Annotated in this window: 17 protein-coding genes; 16 read left to right on the top strand and 1 reads right to left on the bottom strand. The window is 42.8% G+C overall.

The window, feature by feature from the left end:
* The first annotated feature begins 90 nt into the window (after positions 1-90).
* The 14 genes from clpP (at position 91) to RBB56_RS04725 (ending at position 13,863) form a co-directional block, all read left to right on the top strand.
* The gene (gene clpP / locus RBB56_RS04790) at positions 91-690 is read left to right on the top strand and encodes an ATP-dependent Clp endopeptidase proteolytic subunit ClpP (RefSeq protein WP_306721257.1); all 600 of its coding nucleotides are present in this window, start codon (positions 91-93) and stop codon (positions 688-690) included.
* 26 nt (positions 691-716) lie between these two features.
* Entirely contained in the window at positions 717-1,970 is a 1,254-nt protein-coding gene (gene clpX, locus RBB56_RS04785) for an ATP-dependent Clp protease ATP-binding subunit ClpX (protein ID WP_306721256.1), read from the top strand.
* Between the two features lie 74 nt (positions 1,971-2,044).
* Positions 2,045-4,411, top strand: a complete 2,367-nt coding sequence (gene lon / locus RBB56_RS04780; protein ID WP_306721255.1) for an endopeptidase La — start codon at positions 2,045-2,047, stop codon at positions 4,409-4,411.
* A 17-nt stretch (positions 4,412-4,428) separates the two neighbouring features.
* Complete coding sequence (gene yihA, locus RBB56_RS04775; RefSeq protein WP_306721254.1) at positions 4,429-5,028, top strand: ribosome biogenesis GTP-binding protein YihA/YsxC; 600 nt, start codon at positions 4,429-4,431, stop codon at positions 5,026-5,028.
* A complete protein-coding gene (ytvI, locus tag RBB56_RS04770; RefSeq protein ID WP_306721253.1) occupies positions 5,025-6,227 on the top strand; it encodes a sporulation integral membrane protein YtvI in 1,203 nt (400 codons plus the stop codon). The genes yihA and ytvI overlap by 4 nt, the downstream gene beginning before the upstream one ends.
* Before the next feature lie 84 nt (positions 6,228-6,311).
* The gene (gene truA, locus RBB56_RS04765) at positions 6,312-7,052 is read left to right on the top strand and encodes a tRNA pseudouridine(38-40) synthase TruA (protein ID WP_306721252.1); all 741 of its coding nucleotides are present in this window, start codon (positions 6,312-6,314) and stop codon (positions 7,050-7,052) included.
* A complete protein-coding gene (locus RBB56_RS04760; RefSeq protein ID WP_306721251.1) occupies positions 7,049-7,579 on the top strand; it encodes a VanZ family protein in 531 nt (176 codons plus the stop codon). Before truA ends, RBB56_RS04760 begins: the two co-directional genes overlap by 4 nt.
* A 353-nt stretch (positions 7,580-7,932) precedes the next feature.
* The gene (locus RBB56_RS04755; protein ID WP_306721250.1) at positions 7,933-8,496 is read left to right on the top strand and encodes an RNA polymerase sigma factor; all 564 of its coding nucleotides are present in this window, start codon (positions 7,933-7,935) and stop codon (positions 8,494-8,496) included.
* A complete protein-coding gene (locus RBB56_RS04750) occupies positions 8,489-9,499 on the top strand; it encodes a hypothetical protein (protein WP_306721249.1) in 1,011 nt (336 codons plus the stop codon). Before RBB56_RS04755 ends, RBB56_RS04750 begins: the two co-directional genes overlap by 8 nt.
* Positions 9,500-9,526: 27 nt before the next feature.
* Positions 9,527-10,213, top strand: coding sequence for a response regulator transcription factor (locus RBB56_RS04745; RefSeq protein ID WP_306721248.1), 687 nt, complete (start codon positions 9,527-9,529; stop codon positions 10,211-10,213).
* A gap of 265 nt (positions 10,214-10,478) precedes the next feature.
* Positions 10,479-11,360 (top strand): aldose 1-epimerase family protein, encoded by an 882-nt coding sequence (locus RBB56_RS04740; RefSeq protein ID WP_306721247.1) that lies wholly within the window; start codon positions 10,479-10,481, stop codon positions 11,358-11,360.
* Between the two features lie 85 nt (positions 11,361-11,445).
* Positions 11,446-12,522: a hypothetical protein gene (locus RBB56_RS04735; protein ID WP_306721246.1), complete on the top strand. Its 1,077-nt coding sequence runs from the start codon at positions 11,446-11,448 to the stop codon at positions 12,520-12,522.
* Positions 12,523-12,637: 115 nt separating this feature from the next.
* Positions 12,638-12,799, top strand: a complete 162-nt coding sequence (locus RBB56_RS04730; RefSeq protein WP_306721245.1) for a hypothetical protein — start codon at positions 12,638-12,640, stop codon at positions 12,797-12,799.
* Positions 12,796-13,863, top strand: coding sequence for a collagen-like protein (locus RBB56_RS04725; RefSeq protein WP_306721244.1), 1,068 nt, complete (start codon positions 12,796-12,798; stop codon positions 13,861-13,863). Before RBB56_RS04730 ends, RBB56_RS04725 begins: the two co-directional genes overlap by 4 nt.
* 533 nt (positions 13,864-14,396) lie before the next feature.
* Here the strand turns inward: RBB56_RS04725 and RBB56_RS04720 are convergent.
* Positions 14,397-15,308, bottom strand: a complete 912-nt coding sequence (locus RBB56_RS04720) for a GGDEF domain-containing protein (protein WP_306721243.1) — start codon at positions 15,306-15,308, stop codon at positions 14,397-14,399.
* 530 nt (positions 15,309-15,838) lie between these two features.
* Between RBB56_RS04720 and RBB56_RS04715 the strand changes: the two genes are divergently transcribed.
* On the top strand, positions 15,839-16,993 hold the full coding sequence (locus tag RBB56_RS04715; protein WP_306721242.1) for a hypothetical protein: 1,155 nt from the start codon (positions 15,839-15,841) through the stop codon (positions 16,991-16,993).
* 363 nt (positions 16,994-17,356) lie between these two features.
* The gene (locus RBB56_RS04710) at positions 17,357-18,412 is read left to right on the top strand and encodes a BclA C-terminal domain-containing protein (RefSeq protein WP_331526554.1); all 1,056 of its coding nucleotides are present in this window, start codon (positions 17,357-17,359) and stop codon (positions 18,410-18,412) included.
* Positions 18,413-18,520: the final 108 nt, after the last annotated feature.

Below are 18,520 nucleotides of genomic sequence, written 5' to 3'. Positions count from 1 at the left end.
TGTTTTATTGCAAAATCAAAAGATGTGAACTATGATATGATAAAAACATCTCTAATAGAGAAATAATAGGTCAGGCTAGGAGGAATTACAATGAGTTTAGTGCCTTATGTCATAGAACAAACGAGCAGAGGCGAGCGGTCTTACGATATTTATTCAAGACTTTTAAAAGACAGAATCATTTTTTTAGGCGAGGAAGTAAATGATGTTTCCGCCAGCATAATTGTAGCACAGTTGTTGTTCCTTGAGTCGGAAGATCCTGAAAAGGATATTCATTTGTACATTAATAGCCCCGGCGGTTCTATCAGTGCAGGAATGGCAATCTATGATACGATGAACTACATTAAGTGTGATGTGTCTACCGTTTGCATCGGTATGGCGGCGAGTATGGGAGCATTTCTCCTGGCAGGCGGCGCTAAGGGCAAGAGAATGGCCCTTCCCAATGCGGAAGTTATGATTCATCAGCCGTTAGGCGGCGCGCAGGGTCAGGCGACGGAAATTGAGATTACGGCAAGACATATTCTTGCGACTAAGGAAAAGATGGCGAGAATTATGGCTCAGAATACGGGTCAGGATTTCGAAGTAATTATGGCGGATACCGAAAGAGATAATTGGAAAACCGCAGAGGAAGCGAAGGCATATGGCTTAATCGATAAGATTATTGTCAACCATGCCAGCATAGACAATAAATAGTAAGCTGTTACAGCAGGGAGTTAACCATGGCAGGAAAGAATTCTGACGATATCAAATGCTCCTTCTGTAATAAATCGCAGGATCAGGTGAAGAAGCTGATAGCAGGCCCCGCAGGTGTTTATATTTGTGATGAATGTGTGGAGATTTGTGCGGATATTATAGAAGAAGAATATGAAGAAGACTCGGTGGATGAGGAATTAGATATTAATTTGCTGAAACCGGTAGAAATCAAAGAGTTCCTGGACGATTATGTAATCGGACAGGAAGAAGCGAAGAAAGTTCTTGCCGTTTCTGTATACAATCATTATAAAAGAGTAATGGCTCCCAGAGATAACGATGAAGTGGAACTCCAGAAGAGTAATATTATTATGTTGGGTCCTACGGGATCGGGGAAGACTTTTCTGGCACAGACTCTGGCTAAGATTATCAACGTACCGTTTGCTATTGCAGATGCCACTACATTGACCGAGGCGGGCTATGTAGGAGAAGACGTTGAGAACATTCTCTTGAAGTTAATACAGGCGGCAGACTATGATGTGGAACGCGCGCAGTATGGTATTGTATATATTGATGAAATTGATAAGATAACGAAAAAGAGCGAAAATGTATCCATAACCAGGGATGTATCAGGTGAAGGTGTGCAGCAGGCCCTTCTTAAGATCATAGAGGGGACCGTTGCCAATGTACCTCCTCAGGGAGGAAGGAAGCATCCTCACCAGGAATTAATTCAAGTCGATACGACGAATATTTTGTTTATTTGCGGTGGTGCTTTTGACGGACTCGAGAAGATTGTAGAGGCACGTCTCGACCACAGTGCGATAGGCTTCAATGCAGATATCGCTGCCAAGAGCAAGAAAGAGATAGGGGACCTTTTAAAAGAGGTGACTCCTCAGGATTTGGTAAAGTTTGGATTAATCCCTGAATTCGTAGGGCGTGTTCCGATCAATGTATCCTTGAAGGGATTGGACAAAGATGCTCTTGTTCGTATTTTAAAGGAGCCGAAAAGCGCTCTTATCAAACAGTATCAGAAGCTATTTGGCTTCGACAGCGTAAAGCTTACCTTCGAACCGGATGCAATTGCATCGATTGCAGAAAAGGCATTTGAACGCAAGACCGGGGCGAGAGGCTTACGTTCCATTATGGAGAACGTTATGATGGATGTTATGTATCGGATACCTTCCGATGACACAATTGTTGAATGTGTCATAACAAAAGGTGCCGTGGAAGGAACGAGCGAACCTTTAGTGATTCATAGGGAAGCGATGCGTCCGGCCAAATAATAATATCTTTACGATGAATGATGAAGATGCCGCCTTTTTAGGCGGCATTTTGTTTAGATGATTGGATAAGCAATATGAGAATAGAAGAGATAGAAATAGGAAATACCAATGAAAAGATGCCCGCGGTGGCACTTCGGGGAATGACGATTCTGCCTCGTGCGGTGATACATTTTGACTTGAGCCGCAAGAAATCAATGCAGGCGGTAGAGAATGCGATGGCAACGGATCAGCGAATCTTTCTTGTGACACAAAGAGATTTGCAGGTAGAAGAACCAGGCTATGAGCATGTATATGAGATGGGTACAGTTGCTTTGGTGAAGCAGATTACAAAGATGCCAAGCAATATTGTAAGAGTTATGGTGGAAGGAATCGCAAGAGGAAGCCTTCTTGCTTTTATGGATAGGGAAGAGTATCTGGAAGCGATTGTGGAAGAAGTAGAAGAACCGCAGGAGCTTAAAGGTAGTTTATTAGAAGAGGCTATGGTGCGCCAGATAAAAGAATTATTTACAGCTTATGCACTCTTTTATCCGAAGACGGGTATGGCTTTTGAGAGGCATATTCAAGATACGAGTGAATTGGGTGAATTGCTGGATCAGTTAGCCATTAATATGCCATTAAGTTTCGAGAACAAGCAGAAGGTTCTTTCGGCGGTGGAGTTGGAGGAGCGCTTCGATGTGCTTTCGGGTATTCTTGCCAACGAGACAGAAATAGCCAAGGTTAAGACAGAATTGACCGCCCAGATCAAAGGACGTGTGGAGAAGAATCAGAAGGAATATCTTCTCAGGGAACAGATGCAGTTTATTAGGGAAGAGCTTGGAGAGAATAATACCTTTTCCGATGCCGGGCAGTTCGAGGCAGAGGTGGAGAAGCTTAAAGCGGATAAAGAAGTAAAGGATAAGATCAGGAAGGAAATTGTCCGATTTAAGAGTCTGTCTCAAAATAGTTCAGAAAGCGCGGTAGAGCGTGGCTATATTGAGACGCTGCTGGAGCTTCCATGGGAGAAAAAATCAAAAGACAACACGGATATTACGCGGGCAGAAGAGATTTTAGACAGAGATCACTATGGTTTGAAACAGGTGAAAGAAAGAATTCTGGAATCCCTTGCAGTGCGCTGTCTGACGAAAAAAGGGCAGGCTCCTATTCTTTGCCTGGTAGGTCCTCCGGGAACCGGTAAGACTTCCATCGCCAGAAGCGTGGCAGAAGCGATGAATAAGAAATACGTGCGTATTTCCCTGGGCGGTGTCAGAGACGAAGCGGAGATTCGAGGACATAGAAAGACATATGTAGGAGCTATGCCGGGACGTATTATTGTAGGGCTTAAGCAAGCTGGTGTGAAGAATCCGCTTATGCTTTTGGATGAAATCGATAAGGTGAGCAGCGATTACAAGGGAGATACGTCATCTGCTCTTTTAGAGGTGCTGGATTCGGAGCAAAACAGCAAGTTTCGCGATCATTATGTAGAGTTACCAGTGGATTTATCCGAGGTATTGTTTATCGCTACTGCCAATTCAGCCGCACAGATTCCAAGACCGCTTTTAGACCGTATGGAGGTGATTGAGGTAACCAGCTATACGGCAAATGAGAAGTTCCACATTGCCAAAGAACATTTGGTGGCGAAGCAGTTAGAACGAAACGGCTTGACGAAGGGACAACTCGTTATCAGCGACAGTGCTTTAAAGCGTATGATTGAAGGCTATACGAGAGAGGCAGGAGTCCGTGACTTAGAGCGTAAGCTGGGAAGTATCTGCCGAAAGGCTGCAAGAGAAATATTGCAGAAGAATCGGACACAAATTAAAGTGACCGTTTCCAATCTGGAGAAGTACTTGGGAAAAGAGAAATACACGACCAATAAGATTAACGACAAAGATGAGGTTGGAATTGTAAGAGGACTGGCATGGACGAGCGTAGGTGGAGATACTTTGCAGATAGAAGTTAACATGATGCCGGGAAAAGGAAAGATTGACTTGACTGGTCAAATGGGAAATGTAATGAAAGAATCCGCCATTACAGGGGCCAGTTATGTGCGCTCCATTAGCGGTGTATATCATATTCCTCAGGAAATATTTAAGAAGAATGATTTCCATATCCATATTCCGGAGGGAGCAGTTCCTAAGGATGGTCCCAGCGCAGGTATTACAATGGCTACGGCACTTCTGTCGGCGATTACTAATATTCCTGTAAGGGCGGATGTGGCTATGACCGGAGAGATCACATTAAGAGGACGGGTGCTTCCTATCGGTGGCTTGAAGGAGAAGCTGCTTGCAGCTAAAACGGCAGGAATAAAGACTGTTATCGTGCCGAAGAAGAACGAAAGAGATGTGGAAGTGATCAGTGCGGAAATCAAGTCGGGACTTTCCATACATTTTGTAGAACATATGGAAGAAGTACTCTCATATGCCCTTGTAGATTCAGCCGTAGGTAAGAAGGAAGCGGCTAAGTAAGAGAAAGGACAGGAAAAATGGTAATTAAAAATGTCAGTTTGGAAACAGTCTGCGGTATCACCAGTACGCTGCCGGATAATCTTTTGATAGAGGTTGCATTTGCCGGCAAGAGTAATGTAGGTAAATCTTCCTTAATCAACGGCCTGATGAACCGGAAATCTCTTGCGAGAACGAGTGCACAGCCTGGTAAGACACAGACGATCAACTTCTATAATATTAACAATGAGCTGTATTTTGTAGATTTGCCGGGGTATGGCTATGCTAAGGCCAATGAAGAAGTGAAGGCACAGTGGGGGAAGATGATAGAGAATTACTTGAAAAAGAGTAAGAAACTGCGGGCAGTGTTTCTGTTGATTGACATTCGCCATAAACCGTCAGAAAACGACAAACTGATGTATGAATGGATCGTAAATCAAGGATACCATCCTATTATTATTGCTACGAAGCTGGATAAGATCAACAGGAGCCAGATACAAAAGCAGATAAAATTAATAAGGACAGAACTTAAGACAGATAAAGAGACTGTTGTTCTTCCTTATTCTGCGCTGACGAAGCAGGGAAGAGAAGAAATATACGAGCTGCTTGACAGCTATCTGGAGGCAGAGGTGCCAGTATGAAACCATCGGTCAGAACATATTTAAAGGTAGTTATGAATCTGGGAATTGCAGTAGTGAGTATAATTTTGCTCTTGGTTTTTTTGCCGAAAGTAATTCTGTTCTTTATGCCCTTTGTGGTGGCGTGGGTCATTGCTCTGATAGCAAATCCTATTGTACGCTTTTTTGAAGAGAAATTGAAAATTAAACGAAAAGCAGGAACTGCCTTTGTTATTATTTCAGTTATTGCTCTTGTAATCTTAGCCGGATATGTAATAGGTGCTAAGATTGCGGAAGAAAGCATCAATTTAATTAACGATTTACCGGAGATTTGGGATGATGTGGAGAATGATTTTAAGAGAAATAGCGATAATCTGAGTATTTTTTATGATAGATTGCCGATGGAAGCGCGCACAACGATAGAAAGCATCGGCGAAGAGATGGACGGCTATGTGGGAGAATTGGTGAGCAGAGCGAGTACACCGACCATAGAGGCTCTCGGTAATTTCGCAAGACATCTTCCGACTGCGATTGTAGGCATTGTGATGTGTCTGCTTTCCGCTTATTTTTTCGTAGCGGAAAGGGAATATCTCTCCACAGGAATGAAGAAACATATGCCGGAGGCTGTGAGGTACCGCTATTATATGATGACACGCAGCTTCAAAAGAGCGGTGGGCGGCTATTTTAAAGCGCAGTTTAAAATTGAGATCTGGATGTATATTCTGCTCGTTATTGGATTAGGCATCTTGAAGGTGGATTACGTCCTGCTGATTGCGCTGGGAATCGCACTACTGGATTTTTTGCCTATTTTCGGAACAGGAACTGTACTTATGCCATGGGCCGTTATTAAGGCACTCGGCGGAGATTATCAGATGGCAGTAGGATTGTTGATTATCTGGTGTGTAGGGCAGTTGGCCAGACAGATTATTCAGCCGAAGATTGTAGGAGATTCCATGGGAGTTGCTCCGATTCCTACGTTGTTTTTACTTTTTATCGGATATAAGGCGGGCGGTGTGCTCGGAATGATCATTGCGGTACCTATCGGTATTATTATCGTTAATATGTATGAAGAGGGCGTATTCGATACGACTCTTAATAGCTTTAAAATATTGATGGCAGGTATTAATAATTTCCGAAGGTTGGAAGAAAAAGACTTAGAAGGCGTAAGACGCTATGAAGAAGCTCAGAAAGAGTACAGGAAGAAACAGAAAGAAAAGGAGTAACAGGATACTGACCTGTTACGAAAAGGATAGTGAAAAAGCGGAGCAAAAAATAAAAGAGGAAGTAACTCATAGGAGGTCGCATAATTGCGCAATATAAAAGTAATACTGCAATATGAGGGCACGAAATATCAGGGCTGGCAGAAGCAGGAAGGCACTGAACATACGATTCAGGGCAAATTGGAAGCTTTGCTTACTAAGATGTGTGGAGATAAGGTGGAGGTACATGGTTCAGGAAGAACGGATGCCGGAGTACATGCTCTTTGCCAGGTTGCTAACTTCCATATCGATACGGATAAGACGGTAGAAGAAATCATGGAGTATATGAATAACTATCTTCCGGAGGACATCGCAGTCATTCATATACAGGAGGCGGCACCGAGGTTTCATAGCAGGTTGAATGCAAAAGGGAAAACATACTGCTATCGGGTGTTAAACAGCAAGATTCCACATATATTTGATAGAAGGTATGTACACGAAGTGCGAGAGGTGCTGGATGTGGCAGCCATGGAGGAAGCCGCGAAGCTCCTATGCGGAACCCACGATTATAAAGCGTTTACCTCTAATAAAAAAGGGAAGAAGCAGGCGGTACGCACGGTAGAATCTATCGATATAGAAAAGGTGAATGATGAAATACGTTTCACTTTTAAAGGAAATGGATTTCTATACCATATGGTACGAATCATGATGGGAACTCTACTGGAAGTAGGGATGCACAAAAGAGAAGCGGCACAAACGACGGCGCTTATTGCATCGAAAGATCGCAAAGAGGCCGGTATGTTAGTGCCTGCCAAGGGACTTACATTGGTGGAGGTTCATTATTCGTGATTAAATCCAACGTTCGGGAGACGGATGCAAAAAATATCGGATATATTAAAATCTTGTTTTTCGTTTATATAGCCATTGTCATAAAGGTGATTATTTTCAAATATCCATGGGAAGATTTGATGGCAATTGCAGGCACGTGGGAAAAGAATGTTATATGGGAAGGATTCGATACTGCCAATTTTACGTTGTTTAAGACGATACGAATGTATATTAATTATTCTTATATGTTGAACAGCTTCGAGAATTTGGTAGGAAATGTAGTAGTTTTTATCCCCTTTGGCTTTCTTCTTCCATATATTAAAGAAAGCTGTAGAAATTTTTTGATTCTTTTGTTCCATATCTTCATATTCGTTCTTGGCATAGAGGTATTTCAGCTATTCAGCGCTTTTGGCGCTTTTGATGTGGATGATATATTGCTCAATTGCTTCGGAGGGATATTGGGATGGATTGCTTATATAAAATGGGAGGCATTTTCACAAAATTATAGGAAAAAGAATCTATCGGATAATAATGAAGATATTAAGTAACTGTGAAGGTACTGAACGGTTACGATATTAAATAGACAGAATGCTGCGGGAAAGTATTTGTAAAGCTCCTGCAGCATTTTTGTTTGTTTATAGGAAAGACCTCGCTACATTATAGTATGAAAACATCAATCCTATAGAATAAAAGCACTACGTGCAGGATGTGAAGCGCACCTTTGTTTCATAAAGACCGCCTTATCATACTAAAAAATAATATATTCAAAAAATTAAGAGAAAAATAATTATATTTTTTGCAGTATTTTAGTTTTGTAGGGGATATTATTAATAGAAAGATAAAAAAGAAGTAAAGATAAAGAAGATAAGAATATAAAAAATGTAAATGAGAGACAGTACATATGGATAGAAAAAGAGGGGATAAGGTGTCTGTTTCGAAGCAACTGGATAAGGATGCGTTACAGGAAAGAATAAATTTATACAGCGACATGTTGTATAAGATAGCATTCATGCAGCTTAGAAACAATCAGGACGCCGAGGATGTCGTACAGGAGACATTTTATCAATATATTAAGACAAATAAGGAATTCGAATCATCAGAGCATGAAAAGGCTTGGCTCATTAAAGTAACACTAAATGGCTGCCGAAAGATATGGCGTTCTGCATGGTATCGTCGTACAGATGCTATGCCAGAAAAAGAAATCCCATTAGACCGATCGGAGTTATCGGAAAGCATGATGGAAAAAGAAGCATTGCAAAAAGAGCAGAACCGTGAAATTATGGGTGCAGTTATGAAGCTTCCCCGGAAGTATCGGGAAGTGATACATTTATTTTATTTTCAGCAGATGAGTATTAAAGAAATCTGCCTTGTTACGGAGCGAAAAGAATCCACCGTAACCTCCCAGCTTACCAGGGGAAGAGAGATTCTTAGAAAAAATCTAAAGGAGGAATATCAGTATGAATGATTTTAAAGATGCATATCGATCTGCCATACAGGATACCGAAGAATTTCATATTGATGTTTCGAGCTGTATGGATGAAAACAAGCATAGGCAGCGTGTGATAAAGCATGCCAGACGGGCAACGACAACAGCATTTTCCGCTATGTGTGTTCTCTTTGTATGTGGATTTGGTTCTGTTAAGGCCAGCGATTATATTCAAAATGTAGTGAAGGTCAGCAAATGGGGCTTCGAGTCTGCGGATACCATCACTATGGCACAGAAAGAAGCGGGTTATGGCAGAAGTTATATTATAGAAGAACAGGCGGATATTAAGATTGCAGAGGAGGAATCTCCTATGCTCATGGCAATAGAAGAAGGCGGACAGAAAGAGGACTCTCAGGCCAATATAGACGAGAGCATTCAGAATCTGGAAGAACAAAAGGTCATGGAAGGGGCGTTTACCGATGTTTCAGGTAATTCAGTTACGGATAATTCGGTGCCGGGCAATTCGGTAAGCGGGAATATGTTGGCAAAGCAGAAATCAGACATATTAGTGACTTCTACAGAGCAGAAGTTAGAAAATAAAGAGCAGGAACTTCCCATAGTTTATTATACTTCATTAGAAGAATTTGAGGAAAATGAAGATATTATCTTCCCTCAGCCGTCTATAAGTATAGGGAAGAAACTGATTTCCACAGAAGTGACAGTGAGTGGAGGTTGGGCGATGGTCCGTTATGAAGCGGATAATAAAGTGTTATGGATAGAGCGAACCGATTATGCGGGGACTGAGGGCCATACATCCTCTAAGGTATTTCCGGGAGGTGCGGCTAATGAAAGAACGTATACGACACCGGATAATTATACTTATCTTCTTGTGAATTCAGGAAAGGAAAGTTCGGATAAGAAATCGCAAATCCACGCAGCCATTACAGTGGGTAGTTATGAAATGTTTATTGACTTTTTAGGGTTTGAGGAAACAGATGCGAAAAGGGTGATAGATAGCATCGATGTAAGTCTATATGAATAGTAGGCCACATGAGAGGAGGAAGCCAAAATGAAGAATGTATTGATTTATAACCAGACAACGACCAATATGGAAGTGCTCAAGATATTTCTTGTGCAGGAGGGGTATCAGGTATATGTGATGAGTCAGCTGCCGGATGTGGTTCAACGCTTGAGGAGTAAGGATATCCATTTGGTAATTATGGATATCGATTTTCCGAAAAATGATGGAATAGAAAGGTTGAAAGCTGTTAGAAATGCAGAGCGTATGCCGATCATCGTTCTGTCGGCAAATGATACCGAGCAGATGAAGATCGCAGCCTTGAATGCAGGTGCAGATGATTATGTGCTGAATCCATATCATCCCATGGAATTCATGGCACGGGTGAATTCTCAGTTCAGGCGTTATACACAACTTTCCAATATGTGTGAGAATATCGATAGAATTTATCGTGTGGATGAACTTATTATCGATGATGTGATAAGAAAAGTGACAGTGTCCGGTCGGGAGGTGAAGCTAACACCCATCGAATATAAGATACTGAGGCTTCTGGTAAAAGAGAGAGGTAAAGTGCTTTCCATCGATCAAATCTATGAATCGATTTGGCATATGCAGGCGATTGGCGCAGATAATACGATTGCGGTACATATCAGGCATATCAGAGAGAAAATAGAAAGTAACCCCAAAGAACCGCATTATTTAAAGGTCGTATGGGGGACAGGATATAAAGTAGGATAAACGTTACTTTTCACAGGTACTATTCCGCGAGGTGTTCCCGGCACGATGTGCCGGGAATCCCGAGTTCAGCAGATGTCAAATTGCATGTTCTTAATGCAATTTGTGTGATATTGTTACTGTGAGCACCATAGGTGTGAACAGTAACGGATAAACGTGGGATTGTAAAGGTCAAAAATTTAGACTATAATTTATACAAATATTAGTACCGTGAATATAAAATAACTACCAACTTATTATTCACGATACTTGTTAAAGGAGAAAAATTATGGCTATTTTTGAAATCAGCAACGGAAGGCTGACCGCTTCGATAGATTCCAAAGGGGCGGAATTAAAATCTTTACGGAAAGCGGAAAGTGGAAAAGAATATATGTGGTGCGCGGATGAGAAGTATTGGGGAAGAACATCCCCCATTCTCTTTCCTTTAGTCGGCGGACTGAAAAATGGCGAGTACCGTTTTGAAGGAAAGAGTTATGCGATACCCAAACATGGATTTTCACGGGATGCTGAATTCAAGCTGGTATCACAGGAGGCACAGGAAGTGTGGTTTCTTCTGGAGGATAATGAAGAAACAAGAGAAATCTTCCCTTTTCGGTTTCGGCTTAAGATCGGTTATCGCCTGGAAGATATGACATTAAAGGTATTATTTAGGGTAGAAAATCCATCCAAAGAAATGGTTTACTTTTCTATTGGCGGACATCCGGCTTTCAATTGTCCGATACGTCAAGGAGAGAGGCGAGAAGAATATTTCTTAGCCTTTGATCAGAAAGAATCTATAAACTGTACGGTAATAGGGGATGGCGGTCTTGCCAGCGACGAGAAGATACTTTATGAATTACAGGATGGCTTATTGCCCATTGCGGAGGAGCTGTTTGAAAAGGATGCTCTTATTATGGAGGATTATCAGGTCCGTAGTATCGCTTTACTGACGCCGGATAAAAAGCCTTATCTTACAACAAGATTCGATATGCCTGTAGTAGCTGTATGGGCACCGGCTGGGAAGAATGCTCCATTTATCTGTATCGAACCATGGCTTGGAATCTGTGATCATGAGGATTTTAACGGAAGCCTTCAGGAAAGAAAATGGGGCAACCAAGTAGAGCCGGGGAAATGCTTTCATTCAGGATTTGATATAATTGTGGAAGAATGAGGATGAAGAAAAGCATTTTTAAAAGCTGCAAAAACATTTTCAGCTTTTATTTTTGAGTCTATTAAGGCAGGCGTGGGGAATAAGGATGAAAAAAATAGGAAAAAAGATTGGAATACCGGCGGCGCTTTTGGCGGCGGCGGTATTTGTCGCATTTGGCCAGTGGTTTGCTGGAACATCAGAGAAAAAAGAACCCGTATTTTATCCGATGAGGACATTTTCAAATATGTGTGCTTATGAAGGAACCGTGTATCGTGGGGTGAATGGCGCATATGGGAATCCCATTGTACAAGAAAGCAGTATTTTTACAATATGGGAAGATAAAGTCTATTATGTGGATAAGGTTCAGGAAGCGTATGAAAGTATAACGGATGAACGGCAATCCATTCTACGTGCCAATAGAGATGGAAGTAATGAGGAAGTGATTGTGGATGATGTATTCCTTGCGGGAATGGGCTATGAGAAGCTTATAGGGGATAAATTATTCTATGGCTGCGAATATGATGATGATTATCGAATGAGCTATGCCTATGTGGATATCTATACGGGAGCAAAGGGAAGACTTAAGTCCGGGCGCATCGATCATATTCTTGGATATGATGGGGACAGCCTATATTATTCCGGATACGATAAAGAGATGGAGCAAAATATACTTGGCTGTATCGACTTAAAAAGTGGGAGAGATAAGACACTGGCCGTCTATGCACCAATAGATGAAGAAGGATATATCGAAAGTGTATATTATTATGAAGGTGAATTCTACTGCCTTACTCTTGTGGAAAAGCCAGAAGGCTATGATTATCGCACGTATGTCTACCGTATACAAATCAGAAATGGAATAAATGGGGAAGTGGAGAGGGAAATAAGTTTGCCTTTTACCGGATCGGCCAACTATTCCTTGCTGATAGAAGGAGGGGCAATTGTTGCATCGGTTAATGGTGAGATTATCAGGATATCTACAAATGGAAGTATGGGAAAAGAAGTAATTGCTGTTATGAAAGAAGGGGAATATTGGGGAATCCTTCATTTTCTTCCCGGAGATGGATATCTTTATTATGAAGCGATTGCTGAAACTGATGAAGATACCCAATATAATGACTATTTTTATCGTGTCCCGAAGGACGGAGGGGAAGCTGAACTTCTAAGCGCATGGTTTACTATTTAGAAAATATGGCTGAATAGTAACGACAAAATATGGCATAAAAGGAGAAACAATTCTCATATCATACATAAAATGCTATTGAAGATACAATAACATCAGTACGATAAGGAGAAAAAATATGTCATTACCGAGATTTCCGGAGTTAACAACTCCCATCAGCCGCGATGAAGCAGTAAATCTTATCTTAACCTCCATTGCTATGGAAGAGCTGGGACTAAGTCATATTATAAATGCCGAAGGAGAAAAAATTCAATATGCACTTGGACGTTACCGGGCATGACTGGTTCTGATGCCACCATTGAAGAAATTCTCGAGGTGAACAGGAATGTTCGTGATATTTTGGATGGAACCATGCAGAATCAGCTTCTTTTGAAAGCAAAGATGGAAAGTGCCCTTTCCGCGTCTACTATGGAAGGCCCCCCTGGCCCTCCCGGCCCGGAAGGCCCTCAAGGTCCGGAAGGAGCGACAGGCCCTCAAGGTCCAGAAGGTCCGGAGGGTCCCCAGGGTCCGACAGGAGCAACAGGCCCGGCAGGTCCAGAAGGTCCAGAAGGTCCTCAGGGTCCGACAGGAGCAACAGGCCCGGCAGGCCCTCAAGGTCCAGAAGGTCCGGAGGGTCCCCAGGGTCCGACAGGAGCAACAGGCCCGGCAGGCCCTCAAGGTCCAGAAGGTCCGGAAGGTCCTCAGGGTCCGACAGGAGCAACAGGCCCGACAGGCCCTCAAGGTCCAGAAGGTCCTCAGGGTCCGACAGGAGCAACAGGCCCGACAGGTCCTCAAGGTCCGGAAGGTCCGGAAGGTCCCCAGGGTCCGACAGGAGCAACAGGCCCGACAGGTCCTCAAGGTCCAGAAGGTCCGGAAGGTCCCCAGGGTCCGACAGGAGCAACAGGTCCTCAAGGTCCGGAAGGCCCTCAGGGTCCGGAAGGAGAAGTTGTGTTGGCTTTTGGATCTTTAAGAGGAGGTAGTTCAGAGACACCCGGAGCAGTATTCACACCCGTACCATTTAGTGTGGCTGGACCGTTATCAGCTACTGTCACAGTTAGTCTGTCGGGCAATGAGTTGGTGGTAGGAGAAAGCGGAGTTTATCAAATAACGATATCAATTAATGCGGAAGCCACGATTGATCCGGACCCGGACCAAATGTATGGAACTGCTATTATTACGGTCAATGGTTCCCCTATTTTTGGCGATACTACTACGTTTTTTAAGATAGCGAACAGAAGCAGTGCATCGTTTATCGCTCAAGCCTCCTTAACAGCAGGAGATGAAGTAGGCGTAAGCGCTATTTCAGATTTTCCTGCTTTTGGTTATATGAATCGCTCTTTAACTATTATCCAATTAAGTGATTAAGTGTGGGAGCAATAGCATGTTCTTTCTAATGCGAAAGAGAAGTAAACTACGCTATGATACCCACTATTATGCTCTACAATAGGTAATAATTTGATTATTTGGAATGAGGCTGCCGCTTTAACGATTGAAGAATTGTGAAGAGGCAGCTTTCTTTTCCATGTATATGATTTGCTCGGATTGTCCTAAGGATATGAAGAAATAGCATAACTATTCAGTAGGTCTGCGCATTTACTGCGCGGACCGTAAGAAAACGTGGAATAGCAAGTAAAAATCCCATCACCGAAGGTGATTTGAAATGGATTTTTGCAAAGCAATCTTTGCAAAGATTGCTTTTGTAACTGGGCAGGTACTGAACAGTTACGAAATAGCAAGAAACAACAGTATCCTGAATAGAATTAAAGATGCCTGAGATGCCAAAATACAAGGCGATTAAAAAGAGCAGTCAAGAAAAACCTGCTGTAAAATATTCATCCTGTAATTATAACAAAAAAACTACCCCCAAGATTGGGAGCAGATGATGCCGCTAGGAGCTTTTATTGTGGATATTGCTCGTACCGAACCTGATTTTTGCCCTGCCTTTTCGCTTTATAAAGCAATTGGTCTACTTTATTCATAAAATCAGCTACGGTATCTGTTTGTTGAGGTGTCACTAATATGGCACCAATACTAGCGGTAATTCGGGTGGGGGTCTTGTCTTTCAAGGTCTGCACTTGCATGTCTTCAATATTATTGCGGATTTTTTCAGCCATAACCAAGACGTTCTGTTCGTCTGTTTCGGGAAGCAGGACTACAAATTCCTCACCACCCCAACGGCAGGCAACGTCTGTGGAACGTTGCAATGTGCTTTTTAAAACCTTGCCTAGTTCTTGCAGTAATACATCTCCCTGAGCATGACCATAAAGATCATTATAAGTCTTAAAGGAATCCAAATCTAGCAAAAGAATACCAAGACGGTTCTGTTTCCTCAGAGAGCGGCCCCACTCATATTCCAAAAGGTAATCAAATTTACGTCGGTTAGGGAGTTCGGTTAATGCATCAATATAACCCAATTGTTCAATGGTCTGGATTTGTCTGACAATTTGAATGTGATTTTTCACTCTAGCCTTCAAAATAGTAGTACTGAAGGGCTTCCGAATATAATCTACTGCGCCCATCAGCAGTCCCTTTTCTTCATCTTCTTCACTATCCAGGCCGGTAATAATGAGTACAGGAATTGCCCGAGTTTTACCGGATTGCTTCAGTTTTTTTAATATGTCGAATCCACTAATATCAGGTAAAACGAGATCCAACAGGATGAGGTGAGGGTTAAACCTTATTACAGTTTCCAAGGCATGTTCCCCTGTTTCCATTATTTCAAGAGTATAATCTTCCCAGAGAGCCTTCCATAGAACCTTCTGGTGCAGTTTGCCATCTTCGATAATTAATATCCTATATTCTTTCGACAACAAGCATCCCCTTCTTTCATTATCAGTATATTATCGTGTTCAGCCTCTAAATTTAAAGTATATATTCCAACCTAATCAATGAAACACCTTGAGCCGGGATTCTGGAGTAGACGGGGTAGCCGAACCATTACCATGCTTATTTTATTAGTATAACATACTTTTGTCCCAGCTGCTGCAAGAATTTTAATATTTTATAAGGATTATTCAGGTTCTGTCTGAAACGCTTGCATCAGAATATTCATTGAATTTCCTGTGCCAGGGTAGTAAAACTGCCCTGGCGTTTTGGTAAACTTTCTTTTGTACAAGAAACAATAAGACTGGGATATCTCCTGAAGTTCAGTGAACAAGAGCGTGAAAAGCCAGTAATTTAGTCGCTTATCTTTCTGATAGGAAGTACTTTATTGTATGGTTACCCATTAAAGGATATGGCAGTTTATGACGAAATATGTCATAAAAAGGAACAAAACTTTTTATTGTACATAGAATACTATTGAAGATAAAATAACAAAAGTACGATAAGGAGAAAAAATATGTCATTGCCAAGATTTCCGGAGTTAACAACTCCTATCAGCCGCGATGAAGCGGTAAATCTTATCTTGACCTCCATTGCTATGGAGGAGCTGGGACTAAGCCATATTATAAATGCCGAAGGAGAGAAGATTCAGTATGCGATTGGAACATTGCCTGGTATGACCGGTTCCGATGCTACCATTGAAGAAATTCTCGAGGTGAACAGTAATGTCCGTGATATTTTGGATGGGATCATGCAGAATCAGCTTCTTTTGAAAGCGAAGATGGAAAGTGCCCTTTCTGCATCCACTATGGAAGGTCCTCCTGGCCCTCCCGGTCCGGAAGGTCCCCAGGGTCCGGAAGGCCCGGAAGGCCCGGAAGGTCCCCAGGGTCCGACAGGCCCAGAAGGTCCCCAAGGCCCAGAAGGCCCCCAGGGTCCAGAAGGTCCTCAAGGTCCTCCGGGGCCCGCGGGATTTAACCCGTTCGATGTTTATGTTCAGGCGGGGGGCGTGGGCGGAGATGGAACACAAGTCAATCCCTTCGGGACGATAGAGGAAGGGATTGCAGCTGTGTCTCCGGGAGGAACGGTTAATATCCTTGCGGGGACGTATCCGGTAACAACCACAATTAACCTTAACAAAGCCAACGTTATGCTCAAGGCTTCTCCCGCTGCTATTATCGAGCTACAAAACGCTGTAATAGCCTTTTTGGTTACAGGCGGTGGTAACACCCTTGACGGTTTTACTATAACGAGTGATAATCCGTATGCGGTGGAATTTATTCAGTTTGCGGGCGCTAATAATAAGATCATTAATTCTGTAATTTATGGGCCTGCGCAGGGTGGTCCTTCTATAGATTGGGTTACTAACCGCGGTTTTGTTACGCAGGGAAATGTAACAAACCTTCTGGTGCAGAACAACATTTTCTATTCCATGCGTCAACCAGCTTATTTGAATCCTAATTCCACTGGATTCATTACAGGTAACATCGTATATGACACCCGAGGATTTGTTGTTGACCGAGCAATTTTCGTCTTCTCAGGAAACTCATGGGGCATCCCTGAAAACGCTGTTGATATCGCGTTGCTTTTAGGAACGATATCCGGTGCCCCCTATGATCCGCTTGTGGTTCTCAGTGAAAATAACAGCGGTGCATCGATTAGCGACCAACGGTAATATCTTATAAGATTATTCAGGTTCTGTCCGAAATACTTGCATCAGAATATTCATTGAGTTTTCTGTGCCAGGGTAGTAAAACTGCCCTGGCATTTTTGTGAAATTACTTCTGCACAGGGAAGACAGAATATTGTAAGAATCAATAAGGTCGAAATATCTTCCTGAGCACTGTGAGCAAGGTGTGAAAAAGTTGATAATTTAATCTTTTATCCTTTCGGTAGGAAGTACTTTATTATGTGGTTGCCCATTTAAAAGATATGACAGATTATGACAAGATATGCCATAAACAGGGAACAAACCTCTTTATTATACATAGAATACTATTGAAGATAAAATAATAACAGTACGATAAGGAGAAAAAACATGTCATTACCAAGATTTCCGGAGTTAACAACTTCCATCAGCCGCGATGAAGCAGTAAATCTTATCTTGACCTCCATTGCCATGGAGGAATTGGGACTGAGCCATATTATAAATACCGAAGGAGAAAAAATTCAGTATGCACTTGGAACACTTCCAGGTATGGACGGTTCCGATGCAACCATTGAAGAAATTCTAGAGGTAAACAGGAATGTACGTGATATTTTGGATGGAACCATGCAGAACCAGCTTCTTTTGAAGGCAAAGATGGAACGTGCCCTTTCCGCATCCACTATGGAAGGCCCTCCTGGTCCTCCCGGTCCGGAAGGCCCTCAGGGTCCAGAAGGTCCTCAGGGTCCGGAAGGATCAACAGGCCCTCAGGGTCCAGAAGGTCCTCAGGGCCCGATAGGAGCAACAGGTCCGGAAGGTCCCCAGGGTCCGATAGGAGCAACAGGTCCGGAAGGTCCAGAAGGTCCTCAGGGTCCGATAGGAGCAACAGGTCCGGAAGGCCCGGAAGGTCCCCAGGGTCCGATAGGAGCAACAGGTCCGGAAGGTCCGGAAGGTCCTCAGGGCCCGATAGGAGCAACAGGTCCGGAAGGTCCAGAAGGCCCTCAAGGCCCAGAAGGCCCCACTCCAACGCAAACCGCTTTTTTTGCCTTTCAAGATGCGGGAACCTATACACTAGATCTATTGATTAATGGGGGAACACCTATAGACCTCGATACCGAGGTCAGTTCTCTTGGTATTACCCCGATTGCAGGAAACACGCAATTCCAGGTAACTGACGCTGGAACCTATCTAGTTGCTTACACGGTTGATGTAACGGTTGATAACCCGCCGATTGGCGTTGCTATATCTGCCGGAGCGCTGCCCACGCCCACAGTTTATCTACCATCTATTACAGATTCTGTGACAGGCGAGAATCTTCTTTCTGCCTCTTTGACTTGCCTTATACAATTGCTGGCCAATGCCGTCATTTCGCTTATATTATTTGGTGGATCAGGGGATATTGCAACTCTCGGGCAAGGCGCTTCGCTTACGATTATAAAGCTGAATTAAACAAATAGATAATCAAACGCAACTATTCAGCAGGTCTGCGCATTTACTGCGCTGACCGTAAGAAGGCGTAGAAGCGCGAGTGAAAATCCCATCACTGAAGGTGATTTT

This window comes from Kineothrix sp. MB12-C1 (assembly GCF_030863805.1).
Lineage (GTDB): Bacteria > Bacillota > Clostridia > Lachnospirales > Lachnospiraceae > Kineothrix.
This window is presented reverse-complemented; position numbering and strand designations above follow the sequence as displayed.

What these genes read in the sequence shown, in the direction of transcription:
- RBB56_RS04740 (WP_306721247.1), top strand. Translation starts at nt 10,479, where the DNA reads ATGGCTATTTTTGAAATCAGCAACGGAAGGCTGACCGCTTCGATAGAT.
- yihA (WP_306721254.1), top strand. Translation starts at nt 4,429, where the DNA reads ATGGTAATTAAAAATGTCAGTTTGGAAACAGTCTGCGGTATCACCAGT.
- RBB56_RS04730 (WP_306721245.1), top strand. Translation starts at nt 12,638, where the DNA reads ATGTCATTACCGAGATTTCCGGAGTTAACAACTCCCATCAGCCGCGAT.
- RBB56_RS04745 (WP_306721248.1), top strand. Translation starts at nt 9,527, where the DNA reads ATGAAGAATGTATTGATTTATAACCAGACAACGACCAATATGGAAGTG.
- RBB56_RS04710 (WP_331526554.1), top strand. Translation starts at nt 17,357, where the DNA reads ATGTCATTACCAAGATTTCCGGAGTTAACAACTTCCATCAGCCGCGAT.
- RBB56_RS04715 (WP_306721242.1), top strand. Translation starts at nt 15,839, where the DNA reads ATGTCATTGCCAAGATTTCCGGAGTTAACAACTCCTATCAGCCGCGAT.
- RBB56_RS04735 (WP_306721246.1), top strand. Translation starts at nt 11,446, where the DNA reads ATGAAAAAAATAGGAAAAAAGATTGGAATACCGGCGGCGCTTTTGGCG.
- RBB56_RS04750 (WP_306721249.1), top strand. Translation starts at nt 8,489, where the DNA reads ATGAATGATTTTAAAGATGCATATCGATCTGCCATACAGGATACCGAA.
- RBB56_RS04755 (WP_306721250.1), top strand. Translation starts at nt 7,933, where the DNA reads ATGGATAGAAAAAGAGGGGATAAGGTGTCTGTTTCGAAGCAACTGGAT.
- clpP (WP_306721257.1), top strand. Translation starts at nt 91, where the DNA reads ATGAGTTTAGTGCCTTATGTCATAGAACAAACGAGCAGAGGCGAGCGG.
- lon (WP_306721255.1), top strand. Translation starts at nt 2,045, where the DNA reads ATGAGAATAGAAGAGATAGAAATAGGAAATACCAATGAAAAGATGCCC.
- ytvI (WP_306721253.1), top strand. Translation starts at nt 5,025, where the DNA reads ATGAAACCATCGGTCAGAACATATTTAAAGGTAGTTATGAATCTGGGA.
- RBB56_RS04725 (WP_306721244.1), top strand. Translation starts at nt 12,796, where the DNA reads ATGACTGGTTCTGATGCCACCATTGAAGAAATTCTCGAGGTGAACAGG.
- clpX (WP_306721256.1), top strand. Translation starts at nt 717, where the DNA reads ATGGCAGGAAAGAATTCTGACGATATCAAATGCTCCTTCTGTAATAAA.